A 16,253-nucleotide genomic window follows, 5' to 3' on the forward strand; every position below is an offset into this window, starting at 1 on the left:
GACGGCGCTGATCGCGGCCCCGGGCGCGCGAAGCCGGCCATCCGACCGCCCCATGGCGCGGCGCCGATCGCACAATCCCCGACCGCCGCTTGATCCAGGCACGCCGCCCGTGCCGGCATGTCCTTTCGGCCACCGCCGGCCGGCGGTCACGGGTTCGACGCGATAGCCGCGTTCGATCGGACGGACCGCATGTGTCGATTGCAGCGGCGCGCCGCACCGTTCGGGCTTGTGCGGCTTGCCCTGACACGGCCGGCGAGCACGAAACGACGCCATCCCGGCGGCGGCGACACGCGGGCTGGCGATGCGCATCCTCGAATTGGCGGCCGCTCGTCCGAGAAGGCCCCGTAACCGGCCCTGACGGATGCAGCCCCATTCCTGCAGACATCCCACCACGGCTGCTGGCCCGTCGCTTGCGCTGCCGGTGATCGCTACCGCCACGGCGTTGAATCCACGTGGCACCGGGCGTCAACCGGGTTTATACGGTGCGTATAAATACCTTAGTCACGCCCTTCCGAGCGCACTACACTGCACGCCAACGATTGCGTTGCCGAAACACCCGGCCGCCCCGCGGGCCCCGTGTTCTGCCCGACCAAAGGAGCTTGTCTTGACCACTGCCCAACGAACGCATACAAGCGGGATCCATCCGCTTCATGCACTCCTGCTCTCCGGCGTCTTCCCGCTGTTTCTCGGCGCCGCCGTGAGCGACTATGCCTATACGGCGTCGTATCACATCCAGTGGAGCACCTTCGCATCCTGGATGATTGCCGGCGCGCTCGTGTTCAACGGTTTCGCCCTGGTATGCGCGCTCGTCGGCCTGTTTCGAGCCGAGCGCCGCGGCCCGTATCTCGCCTACTTTCTGCTGCTGCTTGCCACCTGGATCCTGGGCTTCATCAACGCGCTGATTCATGCCCGCGACGCCTGGGCGGCGATGCCCACGGGTTTCGTGCTCTCGATCATCGTTGCCGTACTGGCCTGTGTGGCCACCCTGCTCGGCTTTTCCCGTCTCGGCACTGGAGGCCGGTCATGAAAACGCAAGGCATTCTCTACGCCACCGCCCTCTCGATTCTGCTGACGGCCGGCACGGCCCACGCGGCGGATTCGGAACAACAGTTCGGCCCCAACCCGAACCTGCCCGAACCGCAGCGCGGGCTGTTGCCCAACATGACGATCCCCGAACCGGCGCCCTGGGGCGACGCCAAACCGACCGTGCCCGACGGCTACACGATCACCGCGATCGCGACCGATCTGAAAGTGCCGCGTCACACGCTCGTGCTGCCCAACGGCGACATTCTGGTCGCCGAGGGCAAGGGCGGCGGCAAGGCGCCGAAGAAACGGCCGAAGGATTTCATCGCCGGCATCATCAAATCGAAGGGCACGACGTCGGTCGAAAGCGGCGACCGACTCACCCTGCTGCGTGACGGCGATGGCGACGGCACCTACGAAGACCGGACGGTCTTCGCCGACGACCTCAACGCACCTTACGGCCTGGCGCTGGTCGACAACGATCTCTACGTCGCCAACCAGGACGCGCTGGTTCGTTTCGACTACGAAGCGGGCCAACGCAAGGCCAGCGGTCCGCCGGACGTGGTCACGCCGCTGCCCGCGCGGATCAACCACCACTGGACCAAGGCGTTGACCGCGAGTCCGGACGGCGAGTATCTGTATGTGGGCATCGGCTCCAACAGCAATATCACCGAACGCGGCATGGAAGCCGAAGTCGACCGTGCCGAAATCTGGGAGATCGACGCCGAAACCGGCGCCCACCGCGCCTATGCCACGGGCCTGCGCAACCCCACGGCGCTGACCTTTCAGCCGGACACCGAACAGCTCTGGGCGGTGGTCAACGAACGCGACGAACTCGGCCCCAACCTCGTGCCCGACTACCTCACCCGCGTGCAGGAGGGCGCCTTCTACGGCTGGCCGTACAGCTACTGGGGCCAGCACGTCGACCCGCGCGTGCGGCCGAAGAACCCCCAAAAGGTCAAATCCGCGATCGCGCCGGACTACAGCCTAGGCTCGCATCACGCCCCGCTCGGCATCGCCTTCTCCAACCAACAGGTCGGCGGCGAATTCACCGACGGCGTGTTCGTAGGCGAGCACGGCAGCTGGAACCGGGGCGATCCGGTCGGCTACAAGGTCGTGTTCATCCCCTTCGAGAACGGTGAGCCGGCCGGCGACCCCGTGGATTTCGTGACGGGCTTTCTCGACGGCGACAACAAGACCCGCGGCCGCCCGGTCGGCGTCACCGTCGCGCCCGACGGCTCGGTGCTCGTTGCCGACGACCTGACCAACGCCGTCTGGCGGGTGACGCGGAACGATGCCGACGGACAGGCCGCCGAAGCCGATCAGCCCGATGCAGCGCAATCCAATGAAAGCGAGGATGGCTCGGGGGCACCTGCATAGCCCGGCCGCAGGCGAAAACGCCAGCCAATACGGTGAGCGACCGTCATCGCGCAGGACTGTCACCGGATAGACCAGCCCCGGCCCCGCGACGATCCTTCAGCGTCTACACAACGGATGCCCGTAGAGACGGCGCATACGGCTAAAACGATAGCGGTCGGGCGCAAGGTTCGGCCGCTATTATTCGAACGCACCGCGCAGGATCCGATCGTGATCGGCCCCAAAGATTTTCATTCTCCTCGTCCGGCCCTCTGATCACGCTTTACTCCCCCACACGCGGCACCGGCAGATGCCAGCCGTGACGCATCGCCATGTAGCGGACAAAAAAGCACAGCCCGGCAGCGCCGATCACCGTGGGCACAAACGGCCACTCGAGCGTCACGCCGGCAACCGCGATCGAGGAACCCAGCAGCGCGGCGGTGGCGTAGAGTTCGGTCGGCGCGAGCACCATGGGCAGGCGGTCGATGAGCACGTCGCGCATGATGCCGCCGCCGATCCCCGTGATCATGCCCATCACGGCGGCCATCACCGGCGAGATCCCGAACTCCAGCGCGCGTATCGAGCCGCCGACGGCGAACAGCGACAGCCCGGCGGCATCGAAGATCGCCACCGGCCGGCTGATGCGATCGACCAGACGATGGCCGAAGAACACCACGAGCGCCGCCGCCATGGTCGTCAGCCCGTAGCGCACGTCCGCGATCGCCAGCGGCGGCGTGGCACCGATGAGCAGATCACGCGTGATCCCGCCCACCGTGCCGGTCGCGAAGGCGAGCACCGCAAGCCCAAAGATATCGAGCCGCTTCTGGACCGCCGCCATCGCGCCACTAAGCGCGAAAACGAAAGTACCCGCCAATTCCAGCGCGAAAAGTAACAGGTGCATAGCAATCGAGCCGGTGGGATGCATGGCGGGTGCGAAGCCCGCGACAGTTTAATCGCGCGGCCCTATCGCATGCCACGGCGGGCTATCACAGGCGGCGACGCGCCGGGTCACGCGTCGCGGTTATCGCAGGCGGATAATCGCGCGACAACGGCAACACGACCCGTGACTCGTCCTTCTTACTGGCGTCCGGGAAAAGAGGCCACCCCGATGGAGTTAGACGTCCAATGCACCGCTGTTGAAGCACTCTGCAAGACTTTGTCCTCATGCGCAGGTACATCACGCGTCAAATAGACGCCGGGTTTTCCAAGGCCGGGCTCACGCGAACCGGTCGGCGTCTGCTTTGGCGCCGGTCGACGCTACGTCGAGCTGGTAGGTGACCGGTATCCAGCGGTAACCGCCGGGCTGCGCGTCTACGAAACCCACGGATGGAAACGAGGTATGATAGCCGATGACCGGTATGCGCTCCCGGGCCGCCATGGCATAGATGCGCTCGCGAGTGCGCGCGCCTTGAGCCTTGTCGCGGTCGAACAGCGCGTGCCAGCCGGGCCGGGCCAATGAGGCCACCTCGTGATGGGCACAGTCGCCCCAGAGCAGGAGTCGCTGGCCCCGGCTTTCGATATGGAACGCCAGATGCCCCGGCGTGTGGCCATAGGCTTCGATGGCATGGATACCGGAGGCGACTTCGCCGCCGGGCTCGATCAGGCGCATCCGCTCGGCGAAGGGCACCACATGGCTGGCGAACAGGCGCCCGGACATGTGCTCGATATCGCCCTCGGGCGCACGCAGCCGGTCCTCGGTCGCCGACCAGAACGCGAACTCCTTGGCGCCCATCACATAGCGCGCGTTCGGGAACGCGGCCCGGCCGTCGTGAAGCATGCCGCCGATATGATCGATATGACCATGTGTGAGCACCACGACATCGATCTGCTCCGGGCGGTAACCGGCGGGGCCGAGTATGCCTGCCAGCCAGCCGCCATCGGGTGGCGGCACGAAACCGTGGGCGCCATTGCCGGTGTCGAACAGGATCAATTCCTTGCCGGTGTTCACCAGCGCTGGCGTGAAGCCGGGTCGGAACCGCGTCTCGGGCAGCAGGTTGGCATGCATCAACCGGTGCACGGCGTCGGCCGGCTGATCCTCGCCCACCACCGGCCAAGGCCCGTCGAGCATCGCGCTGGCATCGAGAATGGTGGTGACCTCGAAATCACCGAGTTGAAATCGGTAATGGGTAGGTCTTGCCGAGCCGAGCGATGGGGCCACCGCGTAAGCGGGGCGTACGCCCTGCCGAGCGATCGACGGCAACGCGAGAATGGCGGCGCCCGCACGCAGGATACGTCGGCGCGTGCGATCCGTGCTTTGGTTGAACATCGGCTATCTCCGTTGCGAAAAGGCAGGATTCGCGGCAGCTGCTATCTTCGTCAGTGGCTCGGCCGCCCGGCCTCTGTGGGCCGGATCGCCGATGACGCGCATCGCTTGGCACGACCGCTTGCATGGGAGATTGGCCGATGGACATATCCGGTGGCTTGTACGAACGTGCTGTCGGGTAGCACATGACGGCCACGGCGCTGTGGTATCTGGATGCGGGGCGAATGCTCTTTATCGCGCCGCTATGGCACAACCGCCTCCACCAGCACGGCGCGCCGATTTTTCTGGCCGGTATCCACGACCGTTTCGACCTGCGCGTGGCAGGCGGTGAATGGCAGTCCTGCCGGACGGCGGTCATACCGGCGGGCGTGGTGCACGAGCTACGTGTGCACGGCAACCCGGTCGCGGGCGTGTATATCGAGCCGTCGGTCGCGGGCGTTCAGGCGTTGTTTCCGCTGATGCGACACGCCAGTGAAGTCGACGGTGTATTGACCAGCAGCGCCGGCGAATACGCGATAGTCCGCGAACTCTGGGAAGGCCTTATTCCAATGGCTTCGGTGGGGCTGCTTCTGGACGACGTGCTGCGTTTCGCCAAGCCCCGTGCGGGCGCGCCCATGGATCCACGGATTGCCGCCAGCGTATCGGCACTGGCTTCCGACGAGGGTGAGCCGATCGCCCTGGCCCGGCTTGCAGCAGAAGCGGGCTTGTCGGGTTCCCGTTTTCAGCATCTTTTCAGCCGACAGGTTGGTGTGCCCTTTCGCCGCTATCGCGCCTGGGCGCGGATGCGGGTCGCGCTCGACAGGATCGTGTCGGGCTCCAATTTTACCGCAGCCGCTTACACCGCGGGTTTTTCAGACCAGCCCCACTTCAACCACGATTTTCGCCGCACGTTCGGCGCGCCGCCCTCGGTGAGCTTGGCGCGCCTGCGAAGCTGAAACCCTTGCACTGCCTGCGCGGTTTACCGATGCAAAGACCGCGTGCGCGGCTTGGACGCGGGCAACGATCGCTGCTTTCGGCGACTGTGGGAGAGCCTTTCCTTTTATTGACTTATTGTGCAAGACCTGACCCTCACGCCCACGTTGGCCAGTCCACCATCGCCAGTCGCACGACCCACGGAGATGTCCGCCCCACAACGAAAATCAAATTCGCTATGCTGCGAATGGGGCGAAAGACTTATCCTGGTGCGGGGGCGCCACAATCGTGGCGGCAATGTCATGGAATATCTGATCCTAATTGCGCTAATTGTCGGGGGCGTGCTGTGGCTGTCCCGGTTTGCCGACAAATCCGCCGAACGCGTGCGCAAGTCTTCGCGACGCAAACCGAAGCCATCGGATCACGACGGCGACGTCCACCTCAAGGTGACGATTTCGGGCGGCTCAGATTGGGACCGTGAATTCTCACGTGATCTAAGCACGGACTTTGACCAGTACTGGGTACCGCAAGGGCAATCGGTCACCGTCCAGGGCTATTCGATCGACGGCGGTCTCCTCTACGTCGGCAAAGACCTGGCGTCAGCACATGGATATGCGGTCGAGCCCGCCCTGATCGACCCCAGCCTCAAGGTGAATCGCGAGCGCCCCGATCATCACGAGGGTGGCATGGGCTACTGGCCCAGCTACGACGATATCCCGCCCCGTTGCCGGGCTGGCTACCTGAACTGGCTCGCGGACGGGCGGCGCCGGCCGGACGCTTATATCGGGTATGTTTTCCTGTATCTGTACGGGCTGGAGCGGCGGATCCTGCACGATCACGCGTACAGTGCTGCGGACCACACCGAGCGCAAGGCGATTTTCGATGAGGTGCAGCGGCTGTTGAAGCTGTACGGCGACAACAGTTCGTTCAGCCGCTACGCGCAGGACTTTCTCTTTGCGATCTATCTCGGTTCCGGCGAGATCAACCTGACGAACCGGCCGCCGGTAGTGATGCAGAATGCCAACGATCTCCCCGCCCCGCTCAAGCTGGGTCTGGGCCAGTTCGCCGAGACCGGACGATCCATTCCGGCGGACTGGGCGCTTGCCTGGGTACTGCAAGACCCGCAGTTCCGATTACGAACCCCGGCCCGGCGATGCCACGCTGAGTTCAAAACGCTATTCAAACAGCTCTACGCCGATCGGCACGGCGACGGACTGGTGGTGAAACCGAACAAGACACCGGTTTCGGTCATCTACCGGCCGGCCAGCGGCGGCATGCGCGGCAGATGGGACGTCTACAAGGGCCCGCCCGTAGCCGACATCACCATCCTCAAGCGGCCCCACACCCAGCTCGCGGCGATCGTGGACGAAGCCACAGACAAGCTGGATGCCTACAGCCGCTTTATTGGCAAGGACGAGGCCGGGCGCGACAGCCTACAAGGCCTGGCGCTACTGCCGCCGGAACTGGACGGCAAGACCCGCCACCCCGGTCTGGAAGCGCTACGCACGGACGTCGAGCAGCACCTGAACGACGGCGACGCTACGGTGCTGCCCGCTTCAACCTTGCTAACCCATCTGCCCACCGACAAGTCCGACCGCCTGTCTAAAAAGGAGGCGGTTCTGCTGGTGCAGTTGCTGGAAAAGCTCGGCCTGGGCCTGGAGCCGGACGTGCGCTTTACCGGCATGAAGCCCAAGCCCGCGGATCAGGTCGTTGTATTCCGGCAGGCCAACGATGCCCCATCCGCACCGACCCAGGCCTACGAGGCGGCTGCCCTGGTGCTGCGGCTCGCGGCCATGGTCTCAGCAGCCGATGGCGAGGTCTCGCCGGAAGAAAAGCAACATCTGGAACAACACATCGAGACCAGCCTTTCCCTGGAGCCCGCCGAGCGCCGCCGCCTGCGCGCGCACTTGCATTGGCTATTGCAACAGGAGCAAGGCATGGCCGGCCTGGCCGCCAAGCTCGGCGAACTGACATCGGCGCAGAAGGCCTCCATGGCCGAGTTGCTGGTCACGGTGGCGGCGGCGGACGGGCGTATCGACCCCGACGAGGTCAAGCTGCTGGAGAAGCTTTACAAGCGGCTGGATCTGGACCCCGAGCGCGTCGTCACCGACATTCACGTGATGACCGCCGAGCCGTCCACCGGGCCGGTGACCGTCCGCCCCGCCAGCCCCGCGGACGACGGCTATCACATTCCCGAGCCGGAGCCGGGAGCATCGTCCTCGACATCGAGCACTGGTCGGGCCGCGCTCGATCCCGGCGCCCTGCAACGCAAGCTGGCCGAGACGGCACAGGTGTCCAACATTTTGGGCGGTATCTTCGCCGAGGATGACGAGGAGGCCGCGGGCCCAGCTACCGAAGGTGCACCCGAGCAAGACGAAGCCGGCCTGGCCGGGCTGGATGCCGCCCATAGCCGTTTCCTGCGCCAATTGGCGACGCAGGATTACTGGCAGCGCGCGGAGCTGGAGGCCCTGGCCGACCGCTATGCCCTTTTACTCGACGGCGCACTGGATACCATCAACGAAGCCGCCTTCGATGCCTGCGACGCACCGTGCATTGACGAAGAAGACGATGCTCTCAAGGTGGATCGAGCGATATACGAGGAGATGACCGCATGAGCCGCATCCGGGAAAAAGAACGCCGCGCGATCCTTGATTCTCTGCGTGCCGGGGTGGTGCCCCGCGTGGGTCAGCAACACATCCAAGTCGGCCGCGCCGCCGAAGTGCAGGCTCTGCTCAAGGACATCGACACGATCGCCGACGAGGGCTCGGCGATCCGCTTCATCATCGGCGAGTATGGTTCCGGCAAAACCTTCTTCCTGAACCTGATCCACTCGATCGCGCTGGAGCGCAAGCTAGTTTCGACCTGCGCTGATCTGACGCCGGACCGCCGCCTCCACGCTACCGGGGGCCAGGCCCGGGCGCTATACGCGGAGCTGATGCGCAACATCTCCACCCGGGCCAAGCCCGATGGCGGCGCCCTAGCCAGTATCGCCGAGCGCTTCATCTCCCAGAGCCTTCAACAAGCGCGCGAGACCGGTAGCTCGCCCGGCTCGACCATCCACGAACGTCTAGCCCACCTGACCGAGATGACCGGCGGCTACGATTTCGCCTTGGTTCTGGAGGCCTACTGGCGGGGCCATGACAGCGGCAACGAACAGCTCAAGGGCGACGCCGTACGCTGGTTGCGCGCCGAATTCAGCACCAAGACCGATGCCCGCAAGGCTCTGGGCGTACGCACCATCATCGACGACGCCAACTGCTACGACCACCTCAAATTGATGGCACGCTTCGTGCGGCTGGCCGGCTACAACGGATTACTGGTCGCCCTGGATGAGCTGGTCAACCTGTTCAAGCTATCCAGCTCGCAAGCGCGGAAGAGCAACTACGAGCAGATCCTGCGTATCCTCAACGACACCCTCCAGGGCAGTGCCGAGGGCCTAGGCTTTCTCATGGGCGGGACGCCGGAATTCCTTATGGATGCCCGCCGGGGCCTTTACAGCTACGAGGCCCTGCAAACCCGCCTGGCGGAAAACCGGTTTGCCCGCGACGGGCTGGTGGACTACAGCGGACCCGTGATCCGGCTTGCCAACCTTTCACAGGAAGATCTCTACATCCTGTTACAGAAGATCCGCCACGTCATGGCCGCCGGCGACGAATCTGACTACCTCGTTCCGGACGAAGCCTTGACCGCGTTCCTAGACCACTGCCACCAGCGTATTGGCGCCGCCTACTTCAAGACGCCGCGTAACTCGATCAAAGAGTTCGTCGCCCTGCTATCGGTCCTGGAGCAGAACCCTGGTCAGGACTGGCGTGGGCTTATCGGGCAGGTCGAGGTCGAAACAGACGGTCCGGAGGAAATCGAGGCCCTAGACGATGAAGCCACCGGCAACGGCGAACAAGAGCAGTTGCACGGATTTCAGTTGTAGGCGTTCGTCGTCAATGCAGCCGGTCCGTTGCTCTTCGGTGGCGAAATTAGGTTATCGCAGCCTTGGCCAGGCCGCGTTCAACACCGCGGTGGCGTGCGCCTGCTTGGAGCACTCCCGTTCTCGCACTGACGAGCGCCCGGTCCGTGTCCACCTCTGAGCCCTCCCGAGCGTTTGAAGCGCTCCATCCGGCCATGCAGAAATGGGTGTGGCGCCAAGGCTGGGCCGCGTTGCGTGCCACGCAGGAACAGGCCATTCCCGCCGTGCTGGGCGGCGACTGCGATGTGATCATCGCCGCAGCCACCGCCGGCGGCAAAACTGAGGCGGCCTTTCTACCAATCCTTTCCCGGCTGCTGGCCAAGGGCAATGACGACGCCGGCATGGGGCTGGCGCTGTATATCTCGCCACTGAAAGCGCTGATCAACGATCAATACGGCCGGTTGGATCTGATGACGGACGGCCTGGACTTGCCGGTGGTCCCGTGGCACGGCGACATCCCCCAAAAGCTCAAACACGGGTTCCTGAAACACCCTCGGGGCATGCTGCTGATTACGCCGGAGTCGCTGGAAGCAATCTGCGTGAACCACGGTCATCGTCTGGCCAGCCTGTTCGAGCGGCTGGAATACGTGGTGGTGGACGAACTCCACGCCTTCATCGGCGTGGAGCGCGGCATGCAATTGCAGTCGCTAATGCACCGTCTGGAACTCGTGATCCGCCGACGGGTACCGCGCGTGGGATTGTCGGCCACGCTGGGCGACATGCAGCTCGCCGCCGGATTTCTGCGTCCGGACGGAGCGCAATCGGTGCGGACCATCGTATCCGCCGAAGATGCCGGCGAACTGAAACTGCAAATCCGCGGCTACCGGCAGGTACCGCCGGCGCTGTCGCCTAGGCAGGCGGAAGCGACGGAGGAAAGTGGTGCGGAAGTCCCCGTGGAGGACACCATCCAAGGCGATGTTCTGGACATCAGCCAGCATCTGTTCCAGGTGCTGCGGGGCACGAATAACCTCGTGTTCGCAAACAGCCGTGGCAACGTGGAGACCTACGCCGATCTGCTTCGCCGACAGTGCGAGCAACTGCGTGTGCCGGTGGAGTTCTTCCCCCATCACGGCAGCCTGTCCAAAGAACTGCGCGAGCATGTGGAGACCGGGCTCAAGGCACAGACGCAGCCGGTGACCGCAGTGTGCACCTCGACGCTGGAAATGGGCATCGACATTGGCTCGGTCGCGAGCATCGCCCAGATCGGTCCGCCGCATCAGGTGGCGAGCATGCGCCAACGTCTGGGACGCTCGGGACGCCGCGGCGAAGCTGCCGTTCTGCGCATTTACATCCAAGAACGCGAGATCGACCACAAGACGCCTGCACCGGATCGGCTGCGCCCTGCCCTGTTCCAGGCTGTTGCCATGACAGAGTTACTGCTGGCGCGTTGGACCGAGCCACCCCGCCATGGGGCTCTTCACCTGTCCACGCTCATCCAGCAGATCCTTTCCATGATCGCACAGCATGGCGGCGCCACCGCGCAGAGCCTGTGGAATGCGCTGTGCGAGAACGCACCATTCGCCGCCGTGGGCCAAGACAACTTCGTCGCGCTGCTGCGACGTATGGGACAAACCGGCCTGCTGACCCAGAGTGCGGACGGCACGCTGCTTCACGGTGAGGTCGGCGAACGCATCGTCAATCACTACAGCTTCTTCGCCGCCTTCACCACGCCCGAAGAATTCACTCTCGCCGTCGACGGTAAGGTCATTGGCACGCTGCCGATCGATCGCCCGGTGGCCGAAGGCGATTACCTGATATTCGCTGGCCGCCGCTGGCGCGTTTTGCGTCTGGACATGACGCACAAGCGCATCGACCTAGACCGGGCCGGCGGCGGGCGCGCACCGGCATTCGGGGGCACCGCCGGCATCGTACACGACGTGGTCCGCGCCGAGATGCATGATCTGTATTGCGGCCAAGAAGTACCGATGTATCTGGACGCCGGGGCACAGGAATTGCTGGCAGAAGGACGCCGCCACTTCCGCGATCTAGGGCTGGACAGGACGACCTTCCTGACCGCTGGCGAGCACGTGTTCGTGTTCCCCTGGGCCGGCGATATCGCGTTGGATACGCTAGCGGCCATGCTGACCCAGTCTGGTATCCGAACGCAGCGCGAGGGCGTTTACCTGTGCGCCCGCGACACGACCACGGCGGCAGTCCAAGAAGCGCTGAAACGCATCGCTGCTCGTGATCAGCCTGCGCCCGTCGAACTGGCCGCAAACGTGAAAAACAAGGTCACCGAAAAATACGACGAGTTTCTGGACGACGACCTGCTCAGTGTGGACTGGGCCAGCCGGCGCCTAGACTTGAGTGCCGGTCTGCAATTAGTGCAGAGGCTTTGTGCCAAGAATCAGCAATGAGAGTGCGGGATTCGCGCAATGCGCATTGGAACCTAGCACTTGATCAGGCCCGAAACTCAGCCAGCCTGAGCCGACCTTCGACCCACCGTGTCGTAGTGTCCTTAGCGATCATACCGAGCTTCGGGGTCATAGTGGACTTCTATCTAGCCGGGACGATTAGACACTTGTGGCCTATGATTCGACTGGAGCGGCTTCCTAGACACTCTTGCCCGTCAAGACGAAGCCTATTCAAAGGCCTCGTAACTAACCCCGCCGAGATGGCTATATCTACGGGCGCGATTGTAGGATGAGAATAGAGGGTCAGGAACGTTTCCGATCAACATTCAAGTTATTTCCGGTATCTGTCTTTCAACTCGTTGGTTCTTCAACCGAGTAACCGCTTTCCCGCTGATGTCGTATCGACAGAACGGCAACGAAGTCACGAGCCGGCATGAAGCGATACAGGGCTACATAGCCGGTGCGGCCTCTCGAGATCACCAGTTCGCGAATATCGGGCGAATACGCGCGCCCGATAAGCGGATGGTTTGCCAGCGTTTCTATTGCCGTAGTGATGAGGCCGACCGTTTCAGAAGCCGCCACCGGCTCACTTTCGAGCAGAAATTCGGTCACGCGCTCGAGATCGGCTAACGCCCGGGCGGCATAGATTATTCGCGCCACGGTTTCGGCTGCGGTCGCTCTGCTGATTCACCGCGCGCACGGGCATGGATGTAACGATGTACATCCTTGGCCTCATAACCTTCGCCGCTTTCGCACATCTGTTCGTACGCGGCCTCAGCATCGGCGAGAAAAGCAAGTTGCTGCTCGGCCGCCGCTACCGCGTTCTGTAATGATTCCAGCATGAACGCATGCGCACTGGTATGGCGTGCTTCTGCAACTGTGCGTAGCCGCGCTTTGAGTTCGTCGGGAAGTTTTAACGACGTCGTAGACATGACTGGTACCGTAAAACGCGTGGTGCTATTAAAGTAACACCGCGTTATGTGGTTGTCAGCGTCACACGCTTGCCGGCTCGCTACGCCCCTAGGCCATCAAGGCTTCCAGCTCGCGCGAACGATCGACGGACATACGACGCGCCTGAATTGCTGTGTTGAGTTCACGCGCGGCGGCGCTGATTTCGAGCGTGGCAGCCTCTACGGCGTAGCCATGCTCGGTAAACCACGACAATGCATCCGACAAATGCCAAAGCGATGGGTTGCCTTCGTGAATCGCGGCCGGGAACGTCGGGTCGTTCTTCGTAGCGATTTTGCGTAGGTTCTGGCGGGACATGCCGACGTGCTCGGCGATATCGGTAAGGCCGGCATAGTCGGGCAGCACTTCGACCAGTTCGGCGTTATCGACCGCTTTGCGTACGTCGGCAATCGCGCTTTCGAGCGCGGCCGTCGCACTTTCGGCCTCGCGCGCAAACGCAAGCGCCAACCGCCCGGCTTGGCCGACGCCCGGCAGTGCATCATCGCAGCCCGCTTCGAACAACCGATCGATTAGCGCTTCTTCATCACCGTCGTGGTCGTACAGAAGATATTTGAATGTGAAGATGTATTCCATGACCGCCTCCACTTCGCGAGTCCGGCTCGTATGCTCAGCCCGTACATTTGGCGACGACGCCACGAATCTGGCGGGCATAAGCGTCCGGCTTTCTCGGCGTGCTCACCGCGGCTAATACGTCGAAACCGTGTTGTCACCAAACTACTCGCTATCAAAAAGATACTCTTCCGGCGTCAAAGCGGGCACCGGTGAGTCGCGGAAATCTCGGACGTTCCGAGTCACGATACTGGTGCACAAGGACGATTCCGCCGCTGCAGCAACAACCGCGTCTTCGAAATCACGCCAGTCCAAGGTTCTTGCTCTTTTCAACTCGCGATCGGTTATACCGGCGACCTCGAAATATCGGAGCAGCCAATCCACGACGCGGTTCGCGGTCGTCGCAGTCTGATGACGCGACCCCAGATAATGAAGCGTGGTGAAGGCGTGAGCCGGCAGGCACGCAGCAACGCGGGCGTCCGTCACTCGGCCGATCACGGTCGCCGATGCCCTGTAGTGCGGTTCCCTCTTCTGTACCACGTCGAGGACGACGTTCAGATCGATAAGGATCACTGGCCGTGCTTGGTCGATTGGCGCTCACGCATTTCGGCCTCTGCATCCATATCCGGCGGTAGCAGGCCCGTGATTTCATCCAGGGCTGCTGGCAGTGTTTCTTCATCCAGCAGCCGCATACGCCGCAGATAGCGATCGATGACTTCGGTCACGCTCAGGCCGTTGGCTTTCGCATACCGCTTGACAAAGTCCACGTCCTCGACCGGCAATCGAATCGTAAGTTTGGACGTTTCTGTAGCCATCGCAAATCCTGTACGGCCTATATGAATAAACTGTACGGCATTCCGTAATGCGACGAAACTCAGTGCGCGTTCGAGAGCGAACGCCCTGCTGGTTAATCCGGCGAATGCGAGTCCGAATATCCCTTCTCGCAAACAAACCGATTTTCAACAGGAACGCTTCGGGTTAACCGCCGGATAACCTGCCTATTCCCACTCAATAGTCCCCGGCGGCTTACCGGTCACGTCATAGACCACCCGCGAAATCCCGCTGACCTCGTTCACGATCCGGGACGAGACGTGTTCCAGCAGTTCGTACGGCAGGTGCGCCCAGCGGGCGGTCATGAAGTCGATGGTTTCGACGGCACGTAAGGCGATGACGTGTTCGTAGCGGCGGCCGTCGCCGGTGACGCCCACGCTGGAGACGGGCAAGTAGACGGCGAAGGCCTGGCTGACCTTGTCGTACCAGCCGGATTCGCGCAGTTCGTGGATGAAGATAGCGTCCGCCTTGCGGAGCTTGTCGGCGTATTCTTTTTTCACTTCGCCGAGGATGCGCACGCCCAGCCCCGGGCCGGGGAACGGGTGGCGCATGAGCATGTCACGCGGCAGGCCGAGGGCCAGGCCGAGTTCGCGGACTTCGTCCTTGAACAGTTCGCGCAGCGGTTCGACGAGGCCGAGTTTCATGTCTTCCGGCAGGCCGCCGACGTTGTGGTGGCTCTTGATGACATGCGCCTTGCCGGTGGCGGAGCCGGCGGATTCGATGACGTCCGGGTAGATGGTGCCCTGGGCGAGCCAGTCGATGTTGGTGAGTTCGGCGGCGTGGGCATCGAAGACTTCGATGAAGGTGTTGCCGATGATCTTGCGTTTTTTCTCCGGGTCCGCCTCGCCTTTGAGGGCATCCATGAACTGGTCTTCCGCGTCCGCGCGGATGACGTTTAGGCCCTTGTGGTCAGCGAAGGTGGCCATGACTTCGTCGCCTTCATGCAAGCGCAGCAGGCCGTTGTCCACGAACACGCAGATGAGGTTTTCGCCGATCGCTTCGTGAATGAGCGCGGCGGTGACGGAACTATCCACGCCGCCGGACAGGCCGAGCAGCACGCGCTGGTCGCCCACCTGTTCGCGGATGCGCGCGACCAGGTCCTCGATGATGTGTTCGCTGGTCCAGAGACCGCCGCAGCCGCAGATCTCGTGCACGAACCGCGACAGGATGCGCTTGCCCTGCGGCGTATGGGTGACTTCCGGGTGGAACTGGATGCCGTAGTAGCCGCGGTCCTCATCGGCCATGCCGGCCAGCGGCGCGCTGTCGGTGGTGGCGATGACCTTGAAACCCTCTGGCAACGTTTTCACGCGGTCGCCGTGGCTCATCCACACGTCGAGCAGGCCGTGGCCTTGTTCGTTGACGTGGTCCTGGATATCGGTAAACAGCTTCGAGTGGCCGCGGGCGCGCACGCGGGCGTAACCGAATTCCTTGACCTCGGAGGTTTCCACTTCGCCGCCGAGTTGAGCGGCCATCGTCTGCATGCCGTAGCAGATGCCGAGCACCGGCACGCCGAGCGCCCACACCGCGGCCGGCGCACGCGGGCCCTCTTCCGCCGTCACCGATTCCGGCCCGCCGGAGAGGATGACGCCGTCGGGATCGAAGTCGCGCACGTGGTGATCGGCCACGTCCCAGGCGTAGATCTCGCAGTAGACGTTGGCCTCGCGCACGCGGCGGGCGATGAGCTGGGTGTACTGGCTGCCGAAGTCGAGGATGAGGATCTTTTCGGCGTGGATGTCCTGGGCCATGGTGTTCGCGGCGTTCTGGGGAGGAATGAGGCGCGTGGCGCGATGTGACGGCTTGCGGTCGTCGGCTCGGGCGGGGCCGGCGGTACGCGGCCCGCGCCGACACTCAGGCCGGCCGGTGCCGCTGGCCACGGTCGGCCGACGCCGAACCGAAGGCGCAAGGATACCGAATCGCCCCGGCTGTCACGACAGGCGTTGGCCTGCGCCGGCCGCGCGCCGCTAGAATTGCGCGCCTCGCGCCGGCTCCCCGCGCGGCCCCTGCCGCCGGGAGCGGCTCGCCGACCCACACGCCG

Annotated in this window: 14 protein-coding genes; 6 read left to right on the plus strand and 8 right to left on the minus strand. The window is 63.6% G+C overall.

Annotated features, from left to right (window positions below):
• Nucleotides 1-604 precede the first annotated feature (604 nt).
• Entirely contained in the window at nucleotides 605-1,027 is a 423-nt protein-coding gene (locus SAHL_RS14115; RefSeq protein WP_123592061.1) for a DUF2231 domain-containing protein, read from the plus strand.
• Complete coding sequence (locus SAHL_RS14120; RefSeq protein WP_123592062.1) at nucleotides 1,024-2,403, plus strand: PQQ-dependent sugar dehydrogenase; 1,380 nt, start codon at nucleotides 1,024-1,026, stop codon at nucleotides 2,401-2,403. Before SAHL_RS14115 ends, SAHL_RS14120 begins: the two co-directional genes overlap by 4 nt.
• A gap of 259 nt (nucleotides 2,404-2,662) precedes the next feature.
• Here the strand turns inward: SAHL_RS14120 and SAHL_RS14125 are convergent, their stop codons facing one another.
• Nucleotides 2,663-3,304 (minus strand): trimeric intracellular cation channel family protein, encoded by a 642-nt coding sequence (locus SAHL_RS14125; protein ID WP_342782273.1) that lies wholly within the window; start codon nucleotides 3,302-3,304, stop codon nucleotides 2,663-2,665.
• 291 nt (nucleotides 3,305-3,595) lie between these two features.
• Nucleotides 3,596-4,645, minus strand: coding sequence for an MBL fold metallo-hydrolase (locus tag SAHL_RS14130; RefSeq protein WP_123592064.1), 1,050 nt, complete (start codon nucleotides 4,643-4,645; stop codon nucleotides 3,596-3,598).
• 182 nt (nucleotides 4,646-4,827) lie between these two features.
• Between SAHL_RS14130 and SAHL_RS14135 the strand changes: the two genes are divergently transcribed.
• From SAHL_RS14135 to SAHL_RS14150, 4 genes are all read left to right on the plus strand, one after another.
• Nucleotides 4,828-5,577, plus strand: a complete 750-nt coding sequence (locus tag SAHL_RS14135) for a helix-turn-helix transcriptional regulator (protein ID WP_221177970.1) — start codon at nucleotides 4,828-4,830, stop codon at nucleotides 5,575-5,577.
• Between the two features lie 279 nt (nucleotides 5,578-5,856).
• Nucleotides 5,857-8,169 carry a tellurite resistance TerB family protein gene (locus SAHL_RS14140; RefSeq protein ID WP_184947722.1) on the plus strand — a complete coding sequence of 771 codons (2,313 nt, stop codon included), beginning with the start codon at nucleotides 5,857-5,859 and terminating at the stop codon, nucleotides 8,167-8,169.
• Nucleotides 8,166-9,479: an ATP-binding protein gene (locus SAHL_RS14145; protein WP_123592066.1), complete on the plus strand. Its 1,314-nt coding sequence runs from the start codon at nucleotides 8,166-8,168 to the stop codon at nucleotides 9,477-9,479. The genes SAHL_RS14140 and SAHL_RS14145 overlap by 4 nt, the downstream gene beginning before the upstream one ends.
• A 191-nt stretch (nucleotides 9,480-9,670) precedes the next feature.
• A complete protein-coding gene (locus SAHL_RS14150; RefSeq protein WP_123592067.1) occupies nucleotides 9,671-11,872 on the plus strand; it encodes a DEAD/DEAH box helicase in 2,202 nt (733 codons plus the stop codon).
• A gap of 348 nt (nucleotides 11,873-12,220) precedes the next feature.
• Here the strand turns inward: SAHL_RS14150 and SAHL_RS14155 are convergent, their stop codons facing one another.
• The 6 genes from SAHL_RS14155 to guaA all read right to left on the minus strand — a co-directional run bounded on the left by SAHL_RS14155 (nucleotide 12,221) and on the right by guaA (nucleotide 15,963).
• Nucleotides 12,221-12,481, minus strand: a complete 261-nt coding sequence (locus tag SAHL_RS14155) for a type II toxin-antitoxin system RelE/ParE family toxin (RefSeq protein WP_245968553.1) — start codon at nucleotides 12,479-12,481, stop codon at nucleotides 12,221-12,223.
• Nucleotides 12,482-12,516: 35 nt separating this feature from the next.
• Entirely contained in the window at nucleotides 12,517-12,801 is a 285-nt protein-coding gene (locus tag SAHL_RS17590) for a ribbon-helix-helix domain-containing protein (RefSeq protein WP_148045575.1), read from the minus strand.
• Nucleotides 12,802-12,889: 88 nt separating this feature from the next.
• The gene (locus tag SAHL_RS14160; RefSeq protein ID WP_123592072.1) at nucleotides 12,890-13,411 is read right to left on the minus strand and encodes a DNA-binding protein; all 522 of its coding nucleotides are present in this window, start codon (nucleotides 13,409-13,411) and stop codon (nucleotides 12,890-12,892) included.
• Nucleotides 13,412-13,552: 141 nt separating this feature from the next.
• Nucleotides 13,553-13,960, minus strand: a complete 408-nt coding sequence (locus tag SAHL_RS14165) for a type II toxin-antitoxin system VapC family toxin (protein WP_123592069.1) — start codon at nucleotides 13,958-13,960, stop codon at nucleotides 13,553-13,555.
• Nucleotides 13,957-14,202 (minus strand): DUF6364 family protein, encoded by a 246-nt coding sequence (locus tag SAHL_RS14170; protein WP_123592070.1) that lies wholly within the window; start codon nucleotides 14,200-14,202, stop codon nucleotides 13,957-13,959. The genes SAHL_RS14165 and SAHL_RS14170 overlap by 4 nt, the downstream gene beginning before the upstream one ends.
• Before the next feature lie 183 nt (nucleotides 14,203-14,385).
• The gene (gene guaA / locus SAHL_RS14175) at nucleotides 14,386-15,963 is read right to left on the minus strand and encodes a glutamine-hydrolyzing GMP synthase (protein WP_123592071.1); all 1,578 of its coding nucleotides are present in this window, start codon (nucleotides 15,961-15,963) and stop codon (nucleotides 14,386-14,388) included.
• Between the last annotated feature and the right edge of the window lie 290 nt (nucleotides 15,964-16,253).

The organism is Salinisphaera orenii subsp. halophila YIM 95161, from assembly GCF_003732545.1.
Classification (GTDB): Bacteria; Pseudomonadota; Gammaproteobacteria; order Nevskiales; family Salinisphaeraceae; genus Salinisphaera; species Salinisphaera orenii_A.